The sequence below is a fragment of the Methylobacterium sp. WL8 genome (assembly GCF_008040045.1).
Lineage (GTDB): Bacteria > Pseudomonadota > Alphaproteobacteria > Rhizobiales > Beijerinckiaceae > Methylobacterium > Methylobacterium cerastii.
The window spans coordinates 65837-83530 of the sequence record NZ_VRVF01000007.1 but is presented as its reverse complement, the minus strand read 5'-3'; the positions used below and the strand labels follow the sequence as shown (position 1 = coordinate 83530).

The following is a 17694-nucleotide window of genomic DNA, read 5'->3' as shown; positions in this document are numbered from 1 at the left end:
CGTCATCCCGCGTGACCGTGCACGTCGAGATAGCCTGGAACCTTTCGAAGTTACTCTGGAACGCTTCCACAAGATAGAAATTGTGCTGGGGCGAGAACTTAACGATAAGCCGATCACGCCGCCGTGATGCGCAAGTGCATGTCGCGGGTCTTCGTCGTTACGTGTCGCGTCTGGGATCAACTAGATGATTCATTACTGCCCGTGCGCCGCAGGGCCAGCTTCCGTGCGCCCGTTCCGCACCGTACTGGGGCTGGCTCTACTATCCACGACCTGCGCGATCCTGTCGCCGTCGGCCGCCTCGGCGCAGACCGCGCCGACGACCGACATCGAGCTCGGCGAGCTCAGCGTCACCGGCGAGGGCGCCGGCCGCAGCCTCGGCGGCACGCTCTACGGATCGGGCGGTGCGTCCGGTGCGGTCCCCGGTTACGTCGCCAGCCGCAGCACCGTCGCCACCAAGACCGATACGCCGATCATCGAGACCGCGCAGTCGATCTCGGTGATCGGGCGCAAGCAGATCGAGGACCAGAACGCGCTCACCGTGAACCAGGCCCTACGCTACACGCCCGGCGTCACCACCGAGCAGCGCGGCGGCGCCGGCTCGACCCGGTTGGAGCAGTTCCTGATCCGTGGGTTCAACGCGCCGATCTTCCTCGACGGCATGGCACTCATCGCCGGCCGCGACGCCAACGCCACCATCGACCCCTATCGGCTGGAGCGGGTCGACGTGATCAAGGGGCCGGCCTCGGTGCTGTACGGGCAGTCGGGGCCTGGCGGCATCGTCAACCTGGTCTCGAAGATCCCGCAATTCGTCCGGCACGGCGAAGTCTTCGTCCAGGGCGGCGGCTTCAACGAGGTCCGCGGCGGCGTCGACGTGGGCGGGCCGATCCAGTCCGAGGTGCCGTGGCTCGCCGATCAGTTCGCCTACCGCATCGTCGGTTCCGGCTGGAACGGCGACGGCCCGGTGGACACGACGCGGGTCGAGCGCGCCTTCGTCAATCCGAGCGTGACTTGGCGGGCCTCGACCGACACGCAGCTCACGATAATCGGCAACTACCAGCGCGACCCGTTCTCTGGCTTCTACGGTGGCTTCCCGGCGGTCGGCACGGTGTTCCCGCGTGACTTCGGCAACGGCGTGATCGGGCGCCTGCCGGTCAACTTCTACGACGGCGACAAAAGCGTCGAGCGCTCGGACCGGACCCAGGCCTCGATCGAATACCTGTTCGACCACCGCTTCAACGAGAACCTGCGCTTCCACTCGGCCGGACGCTACCTGCGTACGCAGGGCGATTATCGCAGCGTCTACAGCGCGTTCAACCCGCGAAACGGCCCGTTCGCCAGCGGCCCGCTGCTGCCGCGCGCAGTGATCGGCAACGTCGTCGCGGCCGAGGCCTACACGTTGGATTCGAACGTCGTGGCCAACTTCGACACCGGTCCGATCGCCCACACGGCGCTGCTCGGCGTGGACCACCGCACCTTCAGCACGCGCACCAGCGGGACGCCGTTTCCGAACGCGCCCGACCTGAACGTGCTCGCGCCGAACTACGCGATGAACATCCCGTTCCCGGCCTTCACCACCACCTCGCGCATCGACGCGCAGCAGACCGGCGTCTACTTCCAGGACCAGATGAAGGTCGACGGCCTGATCCTGACCCTCGGCGGACGCTACGATGTCGCCCGCCAGTCCGGGCCGACCCGCAGCTTCACCGCCACCGGCAGCACGCTGACGCTGCAGGACGCGCCCTCCGACGCCTTCACCGGCCGGGCGAGCCTGCTCTACCTGTTCCCTTCGGGCGTCGCGCCCTACGTGTCCTACAGCCAGGCCTTCGAGCCGATCGTCGCCGGCCGAGTGTTCGACACGGCCTTCGGCACGGTCGGGCGCATCCCCGACCCGCAGCTGAGCGACCAGTACGAGGCCGGCATCAAGTACCAGCCGCCGGGTACCGACATCCTGCTCACCGCATCGGTCTTCGACATCCGCCAGTCGAACCGGACCACCGCCGACACGACGCTCGGCCGCCCCACCGGCTTCGTGCTGCAGACCGGCGAGGTCGGCGTGCAGGGGGTCGAGTTCGAGGCGCGGGCGAACCTCACCGAGGGCATCACCTTGATCGGCGGCTTCTCGCTCCTCGACATCCGCAACGTCCGGGACGACGGCCGGACCGCCAACGACCTCACCGGGCAGACGGTCCCGCTCCAGGGCCGGCGGCCGGTGTTGGTTCCGGATACCACCGCCTCGCTGCTCGCGACCTACCGATTCCTCGACGGGCCGTTGCTGGGCCTGGAATTCGGCGGCGGCGTCCGCTACCTCGGCACCTCCTGGGGCGACGCGGCCAACACCTTCAAGGTGCCCGAAAGCGTGCTCGTCGACGCCACGGCCTCCTACGACCTGCGCAACCTCGACCCGACGCTGGCCGGCTTCTCCGTGCAGGTGAACGCCACCAACCTCCTCGACGAGACCTACGTCAGCGGCTGCAACGGCTACACCAGTTGCTATTACGGGCTGCCGCGCACGGTCTACGCCACGCTGCGTTACCGCTGGTAGGGCGCGAGACCATGCGAACCGGCTTCCGGCAATCGATGGCGTGGCTGCACGCGTGGTCCGGCCTCGTGGTCGGCTGGGTGCTGTTCGCCGTCTTCGTCACCGGCACCGCGAGCTACTACCGCTCGGAGATCTCGCAATGGATGCGGCCGGAGCTGAAGGCCGCGGCTCCGATGAGTCCGGCCGCCCTCGGCCACGCCGCCGACCTCGCCCGCCTCCATCTCGACACCCATGCGAAGGGCGCGCGCAGCTGGTTCATCACCCTGCCGAGCCCCGACCGGCCGACCCTCGACCTGTTCTGGCGTCGCAAGCCCGGCACGCCGCCGGGCCAGGCGACGCTCGATCCCGCGACCGGCGCGCCAGCCTCGGTCCGCGATACGCGCGGCGGCGACTTCCTCTACCGCTTCCACTTCGAGCTGAGCATGGCGCCCCTGTGGGGTCGCTGGGTTGTTGGCATCTGCGCGATGATCATGCTCGTCGTACTGGTCTCCGGAATCGTCACGCACCGGCGGATCTTCGCCGACCTGTTCACCTTCCGGCGTCACGCCAAGTCGGCGCAGCGCGGCTGGCTCGATGCGCATAACGTCACCGGCGTGCTGGCGCTGCCTTTCCACCTTATGATCACCTACACCGGCATCGTCACGCTCTGCGTGATGTACATGCCCTGGGGCGTCACAACCGCCTATCACGGCGACGCCCAGGCCTTCTACGCGGAATCCGGCCAGATCACCGCTACGCGGCCCCCCGCCGGACGGCCGACGCCGCTGGCACCCCTCGGGCCAATGGTCGAGCGCGCGCTGGCGATGAACGCCGAGCCGCTGGAGCGGATCACGGTGCAGAACCCGGGCGACGCCAACGCCGTAGTCGTCGCAGTGTTCGAGGAGCCGCACGGCCTGATGCACCGGCACCCGCAGGTGGCGTTCGACGGCACAACCGGCGCGGTGATCGAGACTCTGGGGCCGATGCGTCCGGCGGCGGGCGCCTTCACCACGATGGTCGGCCTGCACGAAGCGCATTTCGCAGGGCCGGCCCTGCGGGTGCTGTTCTTCCTCAGCGGCGTCATGGGCGCGACCATGGTGGCGACCGGACTGATCCTGTGGACCGTGGCGCGGGTACCGAAGCCCGGCAGCGGGGCGAGGGCGCATCTCGGCCTGCGGCTGGTCCAGGCACTCAACGTCGGCACGATCGCCGGCCTGCCGATCGCCATCGCCTGCTACTTCCTGGCGAACCGTCTGCTGCCGCTCGGCATCGCCGAGCGCAAGGAGACGGAGGTGACGGCCTTCTTCGCCGCCTGGGTCGTCGCCGCCCTGGTGCCTCTGGTTCTGACGCCGCGCGCCGGCTGGACGGCGATGCTCGCGACCGCGGCGGCCCTGCTCGCTGCGGTGCCGGTCGTCGGCGGGCTCACCACCGGTCGTCACCTCGTCGCGAGCCTACGCGCGGGCGACGCGGCGTTCTACGGGTTCGACCTAGCGCTGCTCGGGCTCGGCGCCGCCTTCGCCTTCGCCGCCTACAAGGCCGCCGGGCTCAGCCGCCGCACTGTCGTCGAGCGGCCGCGGCCCAGGGCGGTCGCCGCGGCACAGCCCTGATCGAAGGGTCGGAAGACGGCGCTACTGCAGCGCCAGGGGCATCGGGTCGACGCCGACCGAGGGGATGCCGCGCCGGTCGAGCGAGGCGCGCAAGGCCTCGGTCAGCGTGGCGCCGCCGGTGAAAGCGCCGAGCACTGGGCCCTCGTCGGAGCGCGCGTCGCGCGGGGTGCTACCGAGCAGCTGCGTCACCCGGCGGGCGATGGCCGGGGCCGGGTCGATCCAGGTGACGGGCCAGGGCGCGAGCCGCTCGAAGCGCGGGCGCAGCAGCGGATAATGCGTGCAGGCGAGGCAGACGACATCGGTCCGGCGGCCGTCCTCGGCGGTGACGAAGCACGGCGCGATCTCGGCGGCGATCGCCGCGTCGTCCACCGGCGTGCCGGCGAGCTCCGCCTCGGCGTAGTTGGCCAGATGGTGCGAGCCGACCGACGTAACCGAGCAGGCGGCGGCGTAGGTCGCGATCAGGTCGCGGGTGTAGGAGCGGGCGACGGTGCCGGGCGTCGCCAGCAGCGTGACGAGGCGCGAGCGGCTTGTCTCGGCCGCCGGCTTGATCGGCGGCACCACGCCGACGAAGGGCGTCGGGAAGCGCTGGCGCAGGGCCGGCAGCACCAGCGTCGAGGCGGTGTTGCACGCGATGACTACGAGGTCCGGTCGGTGCGTCGCGATCAGGCGTGCCATCACGTCGAGCACGCGCTGGACCAGGACCGGCTCCGACAGGCGGCCGTAGGGGAAGGCGGCGTCGTCGGCGGCGTAGACGTATCGCGCGTCGGGACGGGCGCGGCGCACCTGCTCCAGCACCGTCAACCCGCCGAGGCCGGAATCGAACACAAGGATGGTGGGCTCGGGCGCCCCGCGCAGGACGGCGGCCGACAGGCTCGCTCCGGCCATCAGATCGATCCGCATCAGAACGCGTACCCCAGCATCAGAGCCTCGCAGTCTTGGGCGAGAGGGTTAAGGCCACCTCACTGCGGCTGCAAAAAGGCTATCGATTTCGCTGGGGCTGGCTTGTTGTCCCGTAATCCACCGCTCCGGCGCGATCGCAGACTGAATCGTCGCGCTGCCGTTGTCTGCGAGACCTTCGACCATATCTCCACCGTCCATGACCGCCGGTCGAACGGACGACGGGGAGAACAGACCATGGCTGCGACAGCCGCACTTCGCGACCCGGCCTTCCCGGCTCAAGCCTTCCCGCCGCCGCCCGTCTCCGCCCGCCCGGTGGACCGGGACGCCTGGATCGCCGCCTTCCGCTTCGTTCGCGCCGAGACCGAGCGCCGCGCCGCGCCGCTGTCACCGGAGGACCAGCAGGTCCAGTCCATGGCCGACGCCAGCCCGACCAAGTGGCACCGCGCACACACGACGTGGTTCTTCGAGCAGTTCCTGCTGCGCGAGCATCTGCCCGGCTACCAGATCCACGACGAGCGGCTGCACTATCTGTTCAATTCCTACTACGTCGCCGCCGGCCCGCGTCAGCCGCGGATCATGCGGGGGCTGATCACGCGGCCGACCACCGAGGAGATCGCCGCTTACCGCGCCCACATCGATCGGGCGGTCGAGACCCTGCTGGCGCAGGCCGCCCCCGGCGCGCTGGAGAAGGTGCTGCCGATCCTCGAGATCGGCTTGTTCCACGAGCAGCAGCACCAGGAACTCTTGATCACGGACATCCTGCACGCCTTCGCTCAGAACCCGCTGCACCCGGTCTACGATCCCGCGTGGCGCTTCCCGCAGGCGACGAGCAGCCCGGGCGCAATCGAGCTCGCGCACGGCATCCATCAAGTTGGACACGCAGGCGATGGGTTCTCGTTCGACAACGAGCATCCGCGCCACGACAGCCTGATTTTGCCGACGTCGATCGATCGGGGGTTGGTCACGAACGCGGAATGGCTGCGGTTCATGGCCGATGGCAGCTATACCCGCTCCGAGCTCTGGCTGTCCGACGGCTGGCTCGCGGCCCAGGCGGAAGGCTGGGAGGCACCGGGCTACTGGCAGCCGGGCGAGCAGGGCTGGACTTGCATGACCCTCGCCGGCCGCCGCCCGATCGATCCGGCGCAGCCCGTGACCCATGTCAGCTACTACGAAGCGGACGCCTACGCCCGCTGGGCTGGCCGCGATTTGCCGACCGAGTTCGAGTGGGAGGTCGCCGCCGCCGAGGGCGGGCTCGACGACGCGTTCGGCCTGGTCTGGCAGTGGACGCGCAGCGCCTACACCGCCTACCCGGGCTATCGCCCGCTGCCGGGTGCGCTTGGCGAGTACAACGGCAAGTTCATGTTGAACCAAATCGTCCTGCGCGGCTCGTCGGTGGCGACGCCGGAGGGACATGCCCGCCGGCCGTACCGCAACTTCTTCTATCCCCATCAGCGCTGGCAGTTCACGGGCCTGCGCCTCGCGCAGTCCCGCGCCTGACGAACGTCTTCCGGAGCTATCACGCGTGACCATCAAGCCCGTTTTCGCGGACGCGACGCCGCTCGCGCGCCTACCCGACGATCAGGCGTTCCTCGCCGACGTGCTCGCGGGCTTCGTCAAGCCACAGAAGACGCTGCCGGCGAACTACATCTATGACGCCGCCGGGTCAGACCTGTTCGAGAAGATCACCTTGCTGCCGGAATACTACCCGACCCGGACGGAGCTTGGCATTCTCGACGCGCGCGGTGCCGAGATTTCTGCCGCCCTGCCGCGCGGCGCCGCCCTCGTAGAGTTTGGTAGCGGCTCGACCGTGAAGGTGCGCCGGCTTCTCCGCCACATGTCCGACCTCGCCGCCTACGTGCCCGTGGACGTTTCCGAGACGTTCCTGCGTAGCGAGGCGGCGGCGCTGCAGACGGACTATCCGAACCTGCGCATCGCGCCGATCGCTGCCGACTTCACGCAGCCCTTCGCCCTTCCTGCCGATCTCGGCGAGGCCCCGCGCGCCGGGTTCTTCCCCGGCTCGACCATCGGCAACTTCGAGCCCGCGGAGGCGGCTCGGCTCCTCCGCCAGTTCGGCGACGTGCTCGGCGCCGGCGCGACGCTCGTCGTCGGCGTGGACCTCGTGAAGGACGCAGCCGTACTGGAAGCGGCCTACGACGACGCGGCTGGCACCACCGCGGCGTTCAACCTCAACCTGCTGACTCGGATCGACCGGGAACTCTCCGGCACTTTCGACGCGTCAGCCTTCGGCCATCGGGCGGTGTTCAACCGCACGGCCTCGCGGATCGAGATGCACCTCGTCAGCCGTGCGAACCAGACCGTGACGGTGGCCGGACACGCCTTCGCCTTCGCCGAGGGCGAAACGATCCATACCGAGAACAGCTACAAGTACACGATCGACGGATTTCGCGATCTCGCCGAGCAGGCCGGCTGGGCGGCCATCACCGTGTGGACCGATCCCGAGGCGCTGTTCTCCGTCCACGCACTGCGCTTCGGGTAGGGCTTGATGAGATAAACCTTCGTGAGCAGGTCGCGTGAAGCGCATCGGGGGCCCCTCTCCCGCAGGGGAGAGGGGCTCCGGGCCTCGTGACCCGAACGTCTAAGTGCCGTTTGCGTCCGACTTCCTGCTCGAAACCCTCAGCCCAGCATCCGCAGGACGGCCTGCCCAGCGCGTTCGCCGTCCAACGTCGCGCCGCCGACCGTCATGGCTCCTCCTCCGGCATAGGCTTCACCGGCGAGGAAGATGCGCTCGCCGATGCCCGCCTGGAGAGCGGCCCGGGCGTCGGCATGACCAGGGCGGGCGATCGAGTAACTGCCGCGGGCATATGGGTCGGTCCACCAGCCGGCGAGCTTCCCGGCCGTCACCGCGCCGCGCGCCTGCGTACCGAGGATCGCCACCAAACGGTCCGTGACCTCGGCGACGGCGGCGGCCTCGCCGAGTTCGCACAAGGCGCGCGATCCGTCTCCGCCGATGTTGGCCACCGCGAGCGGCCTGTCGAACGGCGAGACCTCGAAGTAGATCGTCCGGTCCTGCTCGCCGCGCCGCGCCACCGAGACCGCATCGCCCAAGGCCTTCAGATCGATCCGGGCGGGTTCGAGCCGGAGGCCGACCTTGCTGTAGGCCCCCATGCCGAGGCCGCCGAGCGCATCCCGCGTCGGGGCAGGCAAATCCGGCGTGAAGTGGATCGCGCCCGACGCCAGCACGCCGACCGGAACGGTGAGGATCACGGCCGCGGCGTCGAGGATGCCGCCCGGTGTCGTCACCCGCACCCCGCCGCCCGACCAGTCGATGCCGGTCGCGGCCGTGCCGAGGGCGACCGGCATCATCGCGAAGCGGCGGCGCACGAGACTGCCGTAGCCGTCGAGCCAGAGGTCGGTGCCGGACCACAGGCGGTCATAATCGAGGAGCGAGACGCGATCGGGCTCCTCGCCGAGCGACAGCCGGGAGAGGCCCGCCGCCGCCTGAACCATGTCAGGGCCGGCGACGGCGGCGGCTTCGGCGAGCGACCGGTCGGGGCCCGCGACCGGCTTCAGCGCAGCGTCGAGACCGGAGAAGGCGGCACGGCGCCGGTTGCGCTCGCTATCCGTCGCAGGATGCCCATCGACGAACAGCGTCCGCGCCCAGCCTTCCTGGCCGGCGATGCGCACGCCGTCGCGTTCGGCGATGGCCCGCCACGGGTTGCACTCGGCCCAGTGCACGTACTCGGCGCCGGCATCGAAGGGGCAGTCCGGCCCGAGCCCGATCTCGGTGTAGGCGCGTCCTCCGATGCGGTTGCGCGCCTCGATGACGGTGAAGGCTCGGCCGGCCTGGCGCAGGATGTCGGCGGCGGCGAGCCCGGCCGCGCCTGCGCCGACGACGACCACCGGCCCGTCGCGCCGGGCCGCCTTCGCGGCGGGAGCCGCGAGGAGGGCGCCGATCAGCGCGGCGCGGCGGGTGAGGGGCATGAACGCTCCGTTCGCGCGAGAGGATGCGGCGACCGGAGCGGCGCGATCAGGCGCGCTTCTCCATCATCGCCTTCACCTGCATGAGCTGGTCCCAGACCTGGCCGGGCGAGGTCCCCATGAACTCGAAGCCGGCGTTGATGCCCCAGTAGATCCCGAGGCAGATCAGCGGCACGAGCACCCAGGCCAGGATCTCCTCGCCGCGGCGACGGCGGGTGCGCCGCCGCCGCCGCTCCTCACGGCGGGTGAGGGGCTTCGGTCGTGCCGCCGCCAGCGTGGGTTGCTCGACGGGCAGGAGGGGGCCCTCATGCAGTTCGCTCATTGTCACGCCCCCTCGGTCCTTCGCGGCGGCGTACGGTCGCCGCGTCCATGTCGTGGTTGTCCACGATCCTGAAAGCCGCAATCGCCGTCATGCGCAAGGCCCCGAAGCGCTGGGAGCGCTTCAGGGCCTGCCGAAACGGCGTTTCGTCCGTTCGTCGTCAGGCCCGGACGAGGGGCACCTTCGGCACCGTGCGGACGCCACCGCCGCCGGAATTGCCGCCCTTGTCGTCCTTGGGCGTCTTCTTGCGTGCGGCGGCCCGGGGCTTGGCCCGCTTGTGCTTCTTGACGGCGTTGGTCACGTCGGCCTCGGGCTTCGGCACCACAGGGCCGGCCGGGAACTCGAAGCCCAGCGTCTCCTTGCCGCCGGCCTTCGCCTCGGCATCCTCGGGCTTGCGCACGATGACGCGGACCGCGCCGCCGTTCTTCAGCTTGCCGAACAGCACCTCGTCGGCGAGCTGCGTCTTGATGCTCGACTGGATCAGCCGCGCCATCGGGCGGGCGCCCATCGCGTCGTCATAGCCGTGCTCGACCAGCCAAGCACGCGCCTCGTCCGACAACTCGATCGTGACGTTGCGGTCGGCGAGCTGCGCCTCGAGCTGGAGCACGAACTTGTCGACGACCTTGGCCACGACCTCCTTCGGCAGGTGGCCGAAGGAGATGATCGCATCAAGCCGGTTACGGAATTCCGGCGCGAACAGCTTGTTGATCGCTTCGACGTCGTCGCCCGTGCGCTTGGCCTGGGTGAAGCCGTAGGCCGACTTCGCGAGGTCGGAGGCGCCCGCGTTCGTGGTCATGATGATGATCACGTTACGGAAATCGACCTGCTTGCCGTTGTGGTCGGTGAGCTTGCCGTGATCCATGACCTGCAACAGGATGTTGAACAGGTCCGGGTGCGCCTTCTCGATCTCGTCGAGCAGCAGCACGCAATGCGGGTGCTGGTCGATGCCGTCGGTGAGCAGTCCGCCCTGATCGAAGCCGACATAGCCGGGTGGGGCGCCGATCAGCCGCGAGACGGTGTGGCGCTCCATGTATTCCGACATGTCGAACCGGAGCATCTCGACGCCGAGCGACGATGCCAGCTGCTTGGCGGCCTCGGTCTTGCCGACGCCGGTCGGGCCGGCGAACAGGTAGGAGCCGATCGGCTTGTCAGGATCGCGCAGGCCCGCGCGGGCCAATTTGATCGCCGAGGTCAGCGCCTCGATGGCGTTGGGCTGGCCGTAGACCACCCGCTTCAGGTTCTCGGTCAAATGCTGGAGCACCACCGCGTCGTCCTTCGACACGGTCTTGGGCGGGATGCGTGCCATCGTGGCGATCGTCGCCTCGATCTCCTTGATGCCGATCACGCGCTTCCGGCGCGCCTCCGGCACCAGCATCTGCGAGGCGCCGGTCTCGTCGATCACGTCGATCGCCTTGTCGGGCAGCTTGCGGTCGTTGATGTAGCGCGCCGACAGCTCGACCGCGGCCTTCACGGCCTCGGTGGTGAACTTGAGCTTGTGGAACTCCTCGTAATACGGGCGGAGTCCCTTCACGATCTCGATCGCGTCCGGGATCGACGGCTCGGCGACGTCGATCTTCTGGAACCGCCGCACCAGGGCGCGGTCCTTCTCGAAGTACTGGCGGTATTCCTTGTAGGTGGTCGAGCCGATGCAACGCAGCGTGCCGGCGGCGAGTGCGGGCTTCAGGAGGTTCGAGGCGTCCATCGCCCCGCCGGAGGTGGCGCCGGCGCCGATCACCGTGTGGATCTCGTCAATGAAGAGCACCGCGTTCGGGTGCGCCTCGATCTCCTTCATCACCTGCTTGAGACGCTCCTCGAAATCGCCACGGTAGCGGGTGCCGGCGAGCAGCGTGCCCATGTCGAGCGAGAACACGGTGGCGTCGGCCAGGACCTCCGGCACCTCCTTCTGCACGATCTTGCGGGCGAGGCCTTCCGCGATCGCGGTCTTGCCGACACCGGGGTCGCCGACGAGGAGCGGGTTGTTCTTCTGGCGACGGCACAGCACCTGGATCGTGCGCTGGACCTCGCTCTCGCGACCGATCAGCGGGTCGACCTTGCCGTCGCGGGCCTTCTTGTTGAGATTGACGCAGTAGGCGTCGAGGGCGTCGCCCTTCTTCTTGGTGCGGTTCTCGCCGTCGTCGCTCGGGCGTTCGTTCGAGCCTTCCTCGTCCGCGCCGCGAACGGGCTTGGACTCCGACGCGCCGGGGCGCTTGGCGATGCCGTGGCTGATGTAGTTGACCGCGTCGTAGCGGGTCATGTCCTGCTCCTGCAGGAAGTAGGCGGCATGGCTCTCGCGCTCGGCGAAGATCGCGACGAGCACGTTGGCCCCGGTCACCTCCTCGCGGCCTGACGACTGCACGTGGATCACCGCGCGCTGGATCACGCGCTGGAAGCCGGCCGTGGGCTTGGCGTCCTGGCGGCCGTCGCCGGTGAGGTTGGAGAGCTCGGTGTCGACGTACTCGACGAGGCTGCGCTTCAGCGTGTCGATCTCGACGTTGCAGGCCCGCATGACTGCGGCCGCGTCCTGGTCGTCGACCAGCGCCAGAAGCAGGTGCTCCAGCGTGGCGTATTCGTGCCGGCGCTCGCCGGCGAGCGCGAGGGCGCGGTGAAGAGCTTGTTCAAGGCTGCGTGAGAAGCTGGGCAATGCTCGAGCCTTTGTGCTGCGTGAGCCTACTTTTTTTCCATAACACACTGCAGAGGATGTTGGTGTTTGCGCGCAAAGTCCATGACCTGCGTCACCTTGGTCTCGGCGACCTCGTAGGTGAACACCCCGCATTCTCCGACGCCGTTCTGATGCACGTGCATCATGATCTGGTAGGCGTCTTCCTGAGTCTTGTTGAAGAACCGCTCGACCACGAGCACGACGAATTCCATCGGCGTGTAGTCGTCGTTGAGCAGCAGCACCCGATACAGGCTCGGTCGCTTGGTCTTCGGCTTGGTACGCGTGATGATCGCGGTGTTCGAGCGATCGTCCCCGCCCGGCGATCCGGGGTCGGACGCGACCGCGGCGGATCGCGCCGCCGCGAGGGAGGGCCGGATTACACGCGTATGGGGATGAGCGGTGCCCCGCATCGGGACGTCTGTCATCGTGATCGAACCGGCTCCTTCATGCCGGCCGTCGCTCGTCGCATCGCTGCGACGGGTCCGGCCGCGTCGAGCCAATCTAGAGGGCGGGATTCGGTTTCGCCAGTCGTCTGCGCGCAACTGTCCGGGAGCGGCCCGCCGCCCCGGCCTCCGAGTCAGGCGGCCTTCGGCTCCGTCGCCGCCGTTACGGACCTGCCCGTCGCCGCGGCGAAGGGGTTTGCGAAGGGTTTCGCGAACGGGCCCGCCATGTCCGTCGCCAGGGTCGCGTAGAGGTCGCGGAAGGTCCCGGCGCGCGCCATCCAGAGTTCGCCCGCGGCCTTCACGAAGTCGCCCTGAATCGCTATCACCTTCACCGGGCTACCGGCCTTCACGACCTTCTCGGTGGTCGCGACGACCTCGGAGCTGACCTGCTTGAGATAGTCCATCCACTCGATCCCGATGGTCTGGCTCGTGCGGGCGGCGGCGCCGACGCTTCGGCTCAGCGCGGCGGCGCCGGCCTGGGTGCGCGCGAAACCCTGACGAGAGAGCTCACCGGCCGGGTTCGAAGCGAGGGTCATGGTGGGCCTCCTGCGACGCAGCGGGCTCGCCGCGCGACGGTGCAAGCAAGGATTCTCGGCCGAACAGGTCGACGCGGCAGACGATATTTGTGCGCCGCACCATCGAACGTCAATCCACGTTTGCACTGCGAAGTACACGTGCAAACTGCGGCGACTCCATTAACCGCGCCGTAACTGCATCACCGTAGCGTGTTTGACAGACGCGATCGGGCCACGCCTCGAGCGCGTCCCGAGCTGAATGGTGCGTTGCAAACCGGTCGCGGCCGGTCTGTCGAGGGCAATGAGTCGTGATGCGTAGCGTTTCCCGTCGCTCTCGAACCCTGCCCGCCCTGTCGGCCGCGCTCGCCGCCGCCGCGGTGCTGACCGCGATGGCCTCGCCCGCCGAGGCGCGCCGCCACGGTCGCCACGTCCGCCCGGGCGGCGGCTACAACCCGCCCTACGCCGCGATGGTGGTCGACGTGAAGTCTGGCCGCACGCTGCATGCGGTGAACGAGGACGCCCTCCGGCATCCGGCCTCGATCACCAAGGTCATGACCCTCTACATGCTGTTCGAGCAGATGGAGAAGGGGCGTTTCGCGCTCGATTCCGAGCTGACGATCTCGGCCCACGCCGCAGCGCAGGCGCCGTCCAAGCTCGGCCTGCGCCCCGGCCAGACCATCGCCGTCGAGGACGCCATCAAGGCGATCGTGACGAAGTCGGCCAACGACGTGGCCTGCGCCATCGGCGAGAACATCGCCGGGTCCGAGGAGCGCTTCGCCGAGCTGATGACCGCCAAGGCCCATGCGCTCGGCATGAGCCGCACGCATTACGCCAACGCCTCGGGCCTGCCCGATGCCGAGCAGATCACCACCGCCCGCGACCTGACGGTGCTCGCCCGCGCGATCCAAGATCGCTTCCCGCGCTACTACCGCTACTTCCAGACCCGGTCCTTCGCCTTCCGCGGCCGAACCATCGGCAACCACAACCACCTGCTCGGCAACGTCGAGGGCGTGGATGGCATCAAGACCGGATACACTCGCGATTCCGGCTTCAACCTAATGACCGCTGCCAAGTCCGACGACCGCCAGATCGTCGCGATCGTGCTCGGCGGCAAGTCGGGCGCCAGCCGCGACCGGATCATGGCCGACCTCGTCCGGGGGAGCCTGCCGCGGGCTTATGCCGGCGCCCGGCAGGCGCCGCCGACCGTCGAGGTCGCCGAGCGCGCCCGCCCGGCGGTCGTCGCCGACGCGGTCTCGCGCACCCGGACACAGCTCGCCTCGGCCGAGGACGACGAGGTCGAGACTACGAACTCGACCGATGCCACCCAGCCCCTCGACATCTCGCCCCGCCGCTCGACCGCGACCCCCGGCAGCGCCGGCGCGTTCAAGGCCGGCCCGCTGCCGAAGGCGGCGCAGGCCTACGCTGCCCCCTCGACCGCGCAGGCCGCGTTCCCCGGCGCGCGCAAGTCCGACCAGCGCATCGCCTCGGCCGACGGCCCGGTCGCCCGCGCCGAGGCACCCAAGCCCGTCCTCGGCCCGAAGATCGTGCCGACGGCCTGGGTGATCCAGCTCGGCGCCATGGACGACGAGGGCAAGGCCAAGGCGATGCTCGCCGACGCCAAGGTGAAGGGCGGCGGCAGCCTCTCGAAGGCCGCCCCCTACACGGTCAAGGTCGAGCACAGCGGCGCCACACTCTACCGCGCCCGCTTCTCCGGCTTCCAGGAGCAGGACGCGGCGCAGGATGCCTGCTCCACCTTGAAGCGAAGCGGCTTCAGCTGCTTCGCCACCCGCAGCTGATCTCTTTCCCGATGCCGTCGCGGTCCGTTCGACCGTGACGCTCTACGATCAACGGCCTTCGCCGTGACGATCGTGCCTCGCGCCGACGGCGGATCCCGCCCTCGGCGAAAGCCGTCCCGTACCCCTGGCAACGCGCGTGGAGTATCAGCGATGTCGGTTCGTCAGCCTGTCGCGGGCCGCGTTGACGCGGGCCGCCCCCTCGGCGCTTCCCCCCTGGTCGGGGTGGGCCCGCTTCATCAGCGTCCGGTGAGCCGTGCGGACGGCCTCTGGGGTCGCCCCGCGCTCAAGCCCCAGGATCTGATAGGCCTCGTCCTGCGTCATCGCCCCTGGCTGCGCCGGGCGGCCCGGCCGCGGGTGGCCATCGCGCTCAGCGTCTACACGCCAGCCGGCGTGCCTGCGGTCGAGATACGCCTCTAGCGGAACCACCGCGGCGGGGTCCTGGACGCGGCAGACCGCCAGCACGGCGCGGAGGTCGGCGAGTCCCAGGCTCTCGAGCCGCCGCCCTCCGAGCGGCCCGCCGCGCAGGATGCCGTCGCCGACCTTGCCGTCGTCGCCCACGACGAAGTCGATGCGGGCCGTCCGGTGCCGTCGCGGCGACGGCGTCACGGATGAAACCCAGCGTTTCAGCCGGGCGCCCAGCGTCTCCGGCCCGTCGAGCAGCCAGACGGCACCGAGCCCGAGGACGAGGGCAGGGCCGAGCTGGCCGCGCAGCATCAGGATGGCGGCGAGCGCGAGCGCAACCCACGCGCCCGCTCGCCGGATCAGCCGCGGCGTGAGCCGTGGGCCGAGCCTGCCGCCGTTGCGGCCGAGCCACCACAAGCCGGAACACGCCAGAAGACCAAGGGCGAGCAGCATCGCGTCAGCGCCGCATGTCGAAGGTGGAGCTCGCGCGTCCGCCGACGCGGATGCCCGTTCCCGGCAGAATCTCGTGGAACCCGGTCTCGCGCCTTGAGGCGGGGACCTCGCGCGATCCGCAGCCGGGCTGCGGCGGCAGGCGCACACCTTCGGGCGCATCCTCCGGGCAGAGCCGCGAGCGGGCTTGTCGCTCGATGGCTTGCCGCTCGGTGGCCTGGGCGGGGAGGGGAGGGGCCGTACAGAGGCCGGCCGCAAGGCCGACGACGAGCAGGCGAGGATGGATCATGGCCGGTTCTCCGCGACGTCCGCCGTCGTGATGCGCACGCGGCGGACGCGCCCGTCCCGCTCAACCGCGAGGTCAATCTGCTGTCCCAGGCCCGCCGCCTCGATCGCCGCGGTAAGGTCGGCGAGGCGATGCACCGGGCGGTCGCCGACGCCGACGATGACGTCGCCGACCGTGCCGGTCTGCGGGTCGACGCCACGTAGGCCCGCGCTCGCGGCTGGCGATCCGCGCAGCAAGCGCAGGACCACGACGCCGTCGATGCCGAGCCGGGCGGCTGTGGCCTCCTGCCCGGCGATGATGCCGACGCCGGGATTGCGCACACGCCCGTTGCGGATCAGGTCCGGCACGACGCGGTTCACCACGTCCACCGGCACCGCGAAGCCGATACCGGCGCTGGCGCCGGACGGCGAGAAGATCGCGGTGTTGACCCCGATCAGCCGCCCGGCGGAATCGAGCAGCGGCCCACCGGAATTGCCGGGATTGATCGCCGCATCGGTCTGGATCACCCCGGACAGCTCGCGCCCCTCGCTCGTCGGCAGGCGCCGCTGCAGGGCGCTGATCACGCCGGTGGTCAGCGTGTGGTCGAGGCCGAACGGGTTGCCGATGGCGAAGGTCGACTGGCCGACCTTGAGGTCGGCCGATGTGCCGACGGCCAGCGGCGGCGGCGCCTTGGCGACGCGCCCGAGGCGCAGCACCGCGAGGTCGTAGGCCGGCGCGGCGCCGACCACCGTCGCCGTCACGACCTCGCCCGAGGACAGCCGGACCGAGATCGGCCCGCCCGACTGGATCGCCGCCTGCACGACGTGGTTGTTGGTGACGACGTGGCCGCCGGCGTCCCAGACGAAGCCGGTCCCGGTCTGGGTGTTGCCGGAACCGCCCTGGCCGCCCCCTTGACCGCCCGCTTGGCCCTGCTCGGATTCGTCGTCGAGGCTCATCAGGTCGGCGCCGCGGGCCGCGCCCTGCGCGAAGACGTGGACGACCGAGGGACTCGCCCGCTCGAACAGCGCTACCGTCGTCGCCTCCGCCGGCGCGAGATCGCCGCGGGCGGTGATCGCGCGGGGGACCCCGCGCGAGAACAGGAATGCGGTGACGTAGGGCTGGGCGACGAACAGCGTCAGCAGCACCAGGACGGCCGCCAGCACGAGGCGCACAAAACGATCCGGCACGATGGGTGACCTCTCCGGCAGGCGGGCGCAGACGCGGGGCTGACCTGCGCGCCGCCCTTAACGTGGCATTCAGCCTGTGCGCTTCAACGTTCTTGCACGGGAATGGTCAAGGAGTGGCGCCGCACCGTCGCGGCGCGGCGGAGACGCTAACGGAATGGTCATTCCTCGAGACCACAGTTTCGGGAAGACAAGGCGAAGCTCCGAGGTGTCCGCGTCTAATCTGCCACTTCTGGTGGGCAAGGAGACGCGAACGATTTGCGACGCAATCATGACCGGTTTCTGACCAGGATGCCGCAATGATCGTGAAGCCGCCTTAGAGATGCTTCGTTTCTCGAATGAATACGGTGTGTTCCTGGTCGGCCGACCCTCGCGTCGGCTGCGGACGCCTGAACGGACGATGCCGTTTCGGAAGGAAAAGAGTGAGATGGAAACCGAGGCTCTCGAACGACCCGCCGACCTGACGATCTGGCGCACCCTGCCGGCAACCTCGCCGCTGGCGCAGCCCGAGCGCTACGGCACCCTGCGCGAGGCGATCGCCGCCGCAGCCGGCGCGCTGACCGACCCGGCCAAGCAGCCCTGGATCATCACGGAGGAGGGCGAGATCCTGTCCCCGAACTGGATCCGCACCTACCTCAACTAAGCCCCTGTGCGACCCGCCTTTCCGGCCCTCCACCTTCACGACGAGGGGTCGGGG

The 17694-nt window shown here is 69.6% G+C and carries 15 protein-coding genes; 6 read left to right on the top strand and 9 right to left on the bottom strand.

The features are described from left to right. The first annotated feature begins 184 nt into the window (after nt 1-184). Nucleotides 185-2542 (top strand): TonB-dependent siderophore receptor, encoded by a 2358-nt coding sequence (locus FV234_RS04625; protein WP_147762681.1) that lies wholly within the window; start codon nt 185-187, stop codon nt 2540-2542. An 11-nt stretch (nt 2543-2553) separates the two neighbouring features. Further along, complete coding sequence (locus FV234_RS04620) at nt 2554-4125, top strand: PepSY-associated TM helix domain-containing protein (RefSeq protein ID WP_147828229.1); 1572 nt, start codon at nt 2554-2556, stop codon at nt 4123-4125. Nucleotides 4126-4146: 21 nt separating this feature from the next. On the opposite strand, the gene murI is transcribed toward FV234_RS04620, so the two are convergent. Continuing rightward, on the bottom strand, nt 4147-5025 hold the full coding sequence (gene murI, locus FV234_RS04615) for a glutamate racemase (RefSeq protein WP_147762683.1): 879 nt from the start codon (nt 5023-5025) through the stop codon (nt 4147-4149). 234 nt (nt 5026-5259) lie between these two features. Here murI and egtB point away from each other — a divergent pair, with 234 nt between their 5' ends. Both egtB and egtD read left to right on the top strand, forming a co-directional pair. Continuing rightward, on the top strand, nt 5260-6522 hold the full coding sequence (gene egtB, locus FV234_RS04610) for an ergothioneine biosynthesis protein EgtB (RefSeq protein WP_147762684.1): 1263 nt from the start codon (nt 5260-5262) through the stop codon (nt 6520-6522). A gap of 25 nt (nt 6523-6547) precedes the next feature. Then, nucleotides 6548-7522 (top strand): L-histidine N(alpha)-methyltransferase, encoded by a 975-nt coding sequence (gene egtD / locus FV234_RS04605; protein WP_246686114.1) that lies wholly within the window; start codon nt 6548-6550, stop codon nt 7520-7522. A 137-nt stretch (nt 7523-7659) separates the two neighbouring features. Here the strand turns inward: egtD and FV234_RS04600 are convergent, their stop codons facing one another. From FV234_RS04600 to FV234_RS04580, 5 genes are all read right to left on the bottom strand, one after another. Beyond that, the gene (locus FV234_RS04600) at nt 7660-8967 is read right to left on the bottom strand and encodes an FAD-dependent oxidoreductase (protein ID WP_147828227.1); all 1308 of its coding nucleotides are present in this window, start codon (nt 8965-8967) and stop codon (nt 7660-7662) included. 46 nt (nt 8968-9013) lie between these two features. After that, nucleotides 9014-9286: a hypothetical protein gene (locus FV234_RS04595; protein ID WP_147750620.1), complete on the bottom strand. Its 273-nt coding sequence runs from the start codon at nt 9284-9286 to the stop codon at nt 9014-9016. 157 nt (nt 9287-9443) lie between these two features. After that, nucleotides 9444-11924 carry an ATP-dependent Clp protease ATP-binding subunit ClpA gene (gene clpA / locus FV234_RS04590; RefSeq protein WP_147750619.1) on the bottom strand — a complete coding sequence of 827 codons (2481 nt, stop codon included), beginning with the start codon at nt 11922-11924 and terminating at the stop codon, nt 9444-9446. Nucleotides 11925-11950: 26 nt separating this feature from the next. Next, nucleotides 11951-12352: an ATP-dependent Clp protease adapter ClpS gene (clpS, locus tag FV234_RS04585; RefSeq protein WP_147815139.1), complete on the bottom strand. Its 402-nt coding sequence runs from the start codon at nt 12350-12352 to the stop codon at nt 11951-11953. Nucleotides 12353-12519: 167 nt separating this feature from the next. After that, on the bottom strand, nt 12520-12921 hold the full coding sequence (locus FV234_RS04580; RefSeq protein ID WP_147762687.1) for a phasin family protein: 402 nt from the start codon (nt 12919-12921) through the stop codon (nt 12520-12522). Between the two features lie 290 nt (nt 12922-13211). On the opposite strand from FV234_RS04580, the gene FV234_RS04575 reads away from it, so the two are divergent. Then, nucleotides 13212-14696, top strand: coding sequence for a D-alanyl-D-alanine carboxypeptidase (locus FV234_RS04575; protein WP_147762688.1), 1485 nt, complete (start codon nt 13212-13214; stop codon nt 14694-14696). 144 nt (nt 14697-14840) lie between these two features. Here FV234_RS04575 and FV234_RS04570 read toward each other — a convergent pair whose 3' ends face one another. Genes FV234_RS04570 through FV234_RS04560 form a run of 3 tightly spaced genes read right to left on the bottom strand, consistent with a single transcriptional unit; the run spans nt 14841 to nt 17000 of the window. Continuing rightward, a complete protein-coding gene (locus tag FV234_RS04570) occupies nt 14841-15551 on the bottom strand; it encodes a DnaJ domain-containing protein (protein WP_147750616.1) in 711 nt (236 codons plus the stop codon). 4 nt (nt 15552-15555) lie between these two features. Further along, on the bottom strand, nt 15556-15837 hold the full coding sequence (locus FV234_RS04565) for a hypothetical protein (RefSeq protein ID WP_147828226.1): 282 nt from the start codon (nt 15835-15837) through the stop codon (nt 15556-15558). Further along, nucleotides 15834-17000 carry a trypsin-like peptidase domain-containing protein gene (locus FV234_RS04560; RefSeq protein ID WP_147762690.1) on the bottom strand — a complete coding sequence of 389 codons (1167 nt, stop codon included), beginning with the start codon at nt 16998-17000 and terminating at the stop codon, nt 15834-15836. The genes FV234_RS04565 and FV234_RS04560 overlap by 4 nt, the downstream gene beginning before the upstream one ends. 424 nt (nt 17001-17424) lie before the next feature. On the opposite strand from FV234_RS04560, the gene FV234_RS04555 reads away from it, so the two are divergent. Further along, nucleotides 17425-17640: a hypothetical protein gene (locus tag FV234_RS04555; RefSeq protein ID WP_147750614.1), complete on the top strand. Its 216-nt coding sequence runs from the start codon at nt 17425-17427 to the stop codon at nt 17638-17640. Nucleotides 17641-17694: the final 54 nt, after the last annotated feature.

What these genes read in the sequence shown, in the direction of transcription:
- FV234_RS04625 (WP_147762681.1), top strand. Translation starts at nt 185, where the DNA reads ATGATTCATTACTGCCCGTGCGCCGCAGGGCCAGCTTCCGTGCGCCCG.
- FV234_RS04620 (WP_147828229.1), top strand. Translation starts at nt 2,554, where the DNA reads ATGCGAACCGGCTTCCGGCAATCGATGGCGTGGCTGCACGCGTGGTCC.
- murI (WP_147762683.1), bottom strand. Translation starts at nt 5,025, where the DNA reads ATGCGGATCGATCTGATGGCCGGAGCGAGCCTGTCGGCCGCCGTCCTG.
- egtB (WP_147762684.1), top strand. Translation starts at nt 5,260, where the DNA reads ATGGCTGCGACAGCCGCACTTCGCGACCCGGCCTTCCCGGCTCAAGCC.
- FV234_RS04600 (WP_147828227.1), bottom strand. Translation starts at nt 8,967, where the DNA reads ATGCCCCTCACCCGCCGCGCCGCGCTGATCGGCGCCCTCCTCGCGGCT.
- FV234_RS04595 (WP_147750620.1), bottom strand. Translation starts at nt 9,286, where the DNA reads ATGAGCGAACTGCATGAGGGCCCCCTCCTGCCCGTCGAGCAACCCACG.
- clpS (WP_147815139.1), bottom strand. Translation starts at nt 12,352, where the DNA reads ATGCGGGGCACCGCTCATCCCCATACGCGTGTAATCCGGCCCTCCCTC.
- FV234_RS04580 (WP_147762687.1), bottom strand. Translation starts at nt 12,921, where the DNA reads ATGACCCTCGCTTCGAACCCGGCCGGTGAGCTCTCTCGTCAGGGTTTC.
- FV234_RS04575 (WP_147762688.1), top strand. Translation starts at nt 13,212, where the DNA reads ATGCGTAGCGTTTCCCGTCGCTCTCGAACCCTGCCCGCCCTGTCGGCC.
- FV234_RS04570 (WP_147750616.1), bottom strand. Translation starts at nt 15,551, where the DNA reads ATGCTGCTCGCCCTTGGTCTTCTGGCGTGTTCCGGCTTGTGGTGGCTC.
- FV234_RS04565 (WP_147828226.1), bottom strand. Translation starts at nt 15,837, where the DNA reads ATGATCCATCCTCGCCTGCTCGTCGTCGGCCTTGCGGCCGGCCTCTGT.
- FV234_RS04555 (WP_147750614.1), top strand. Translation starts at nt 17,425, where the DNA reads ATGGAAACCGAGGCTCTCGAACGACCCGCCGACCTGACGATCTGGCGC.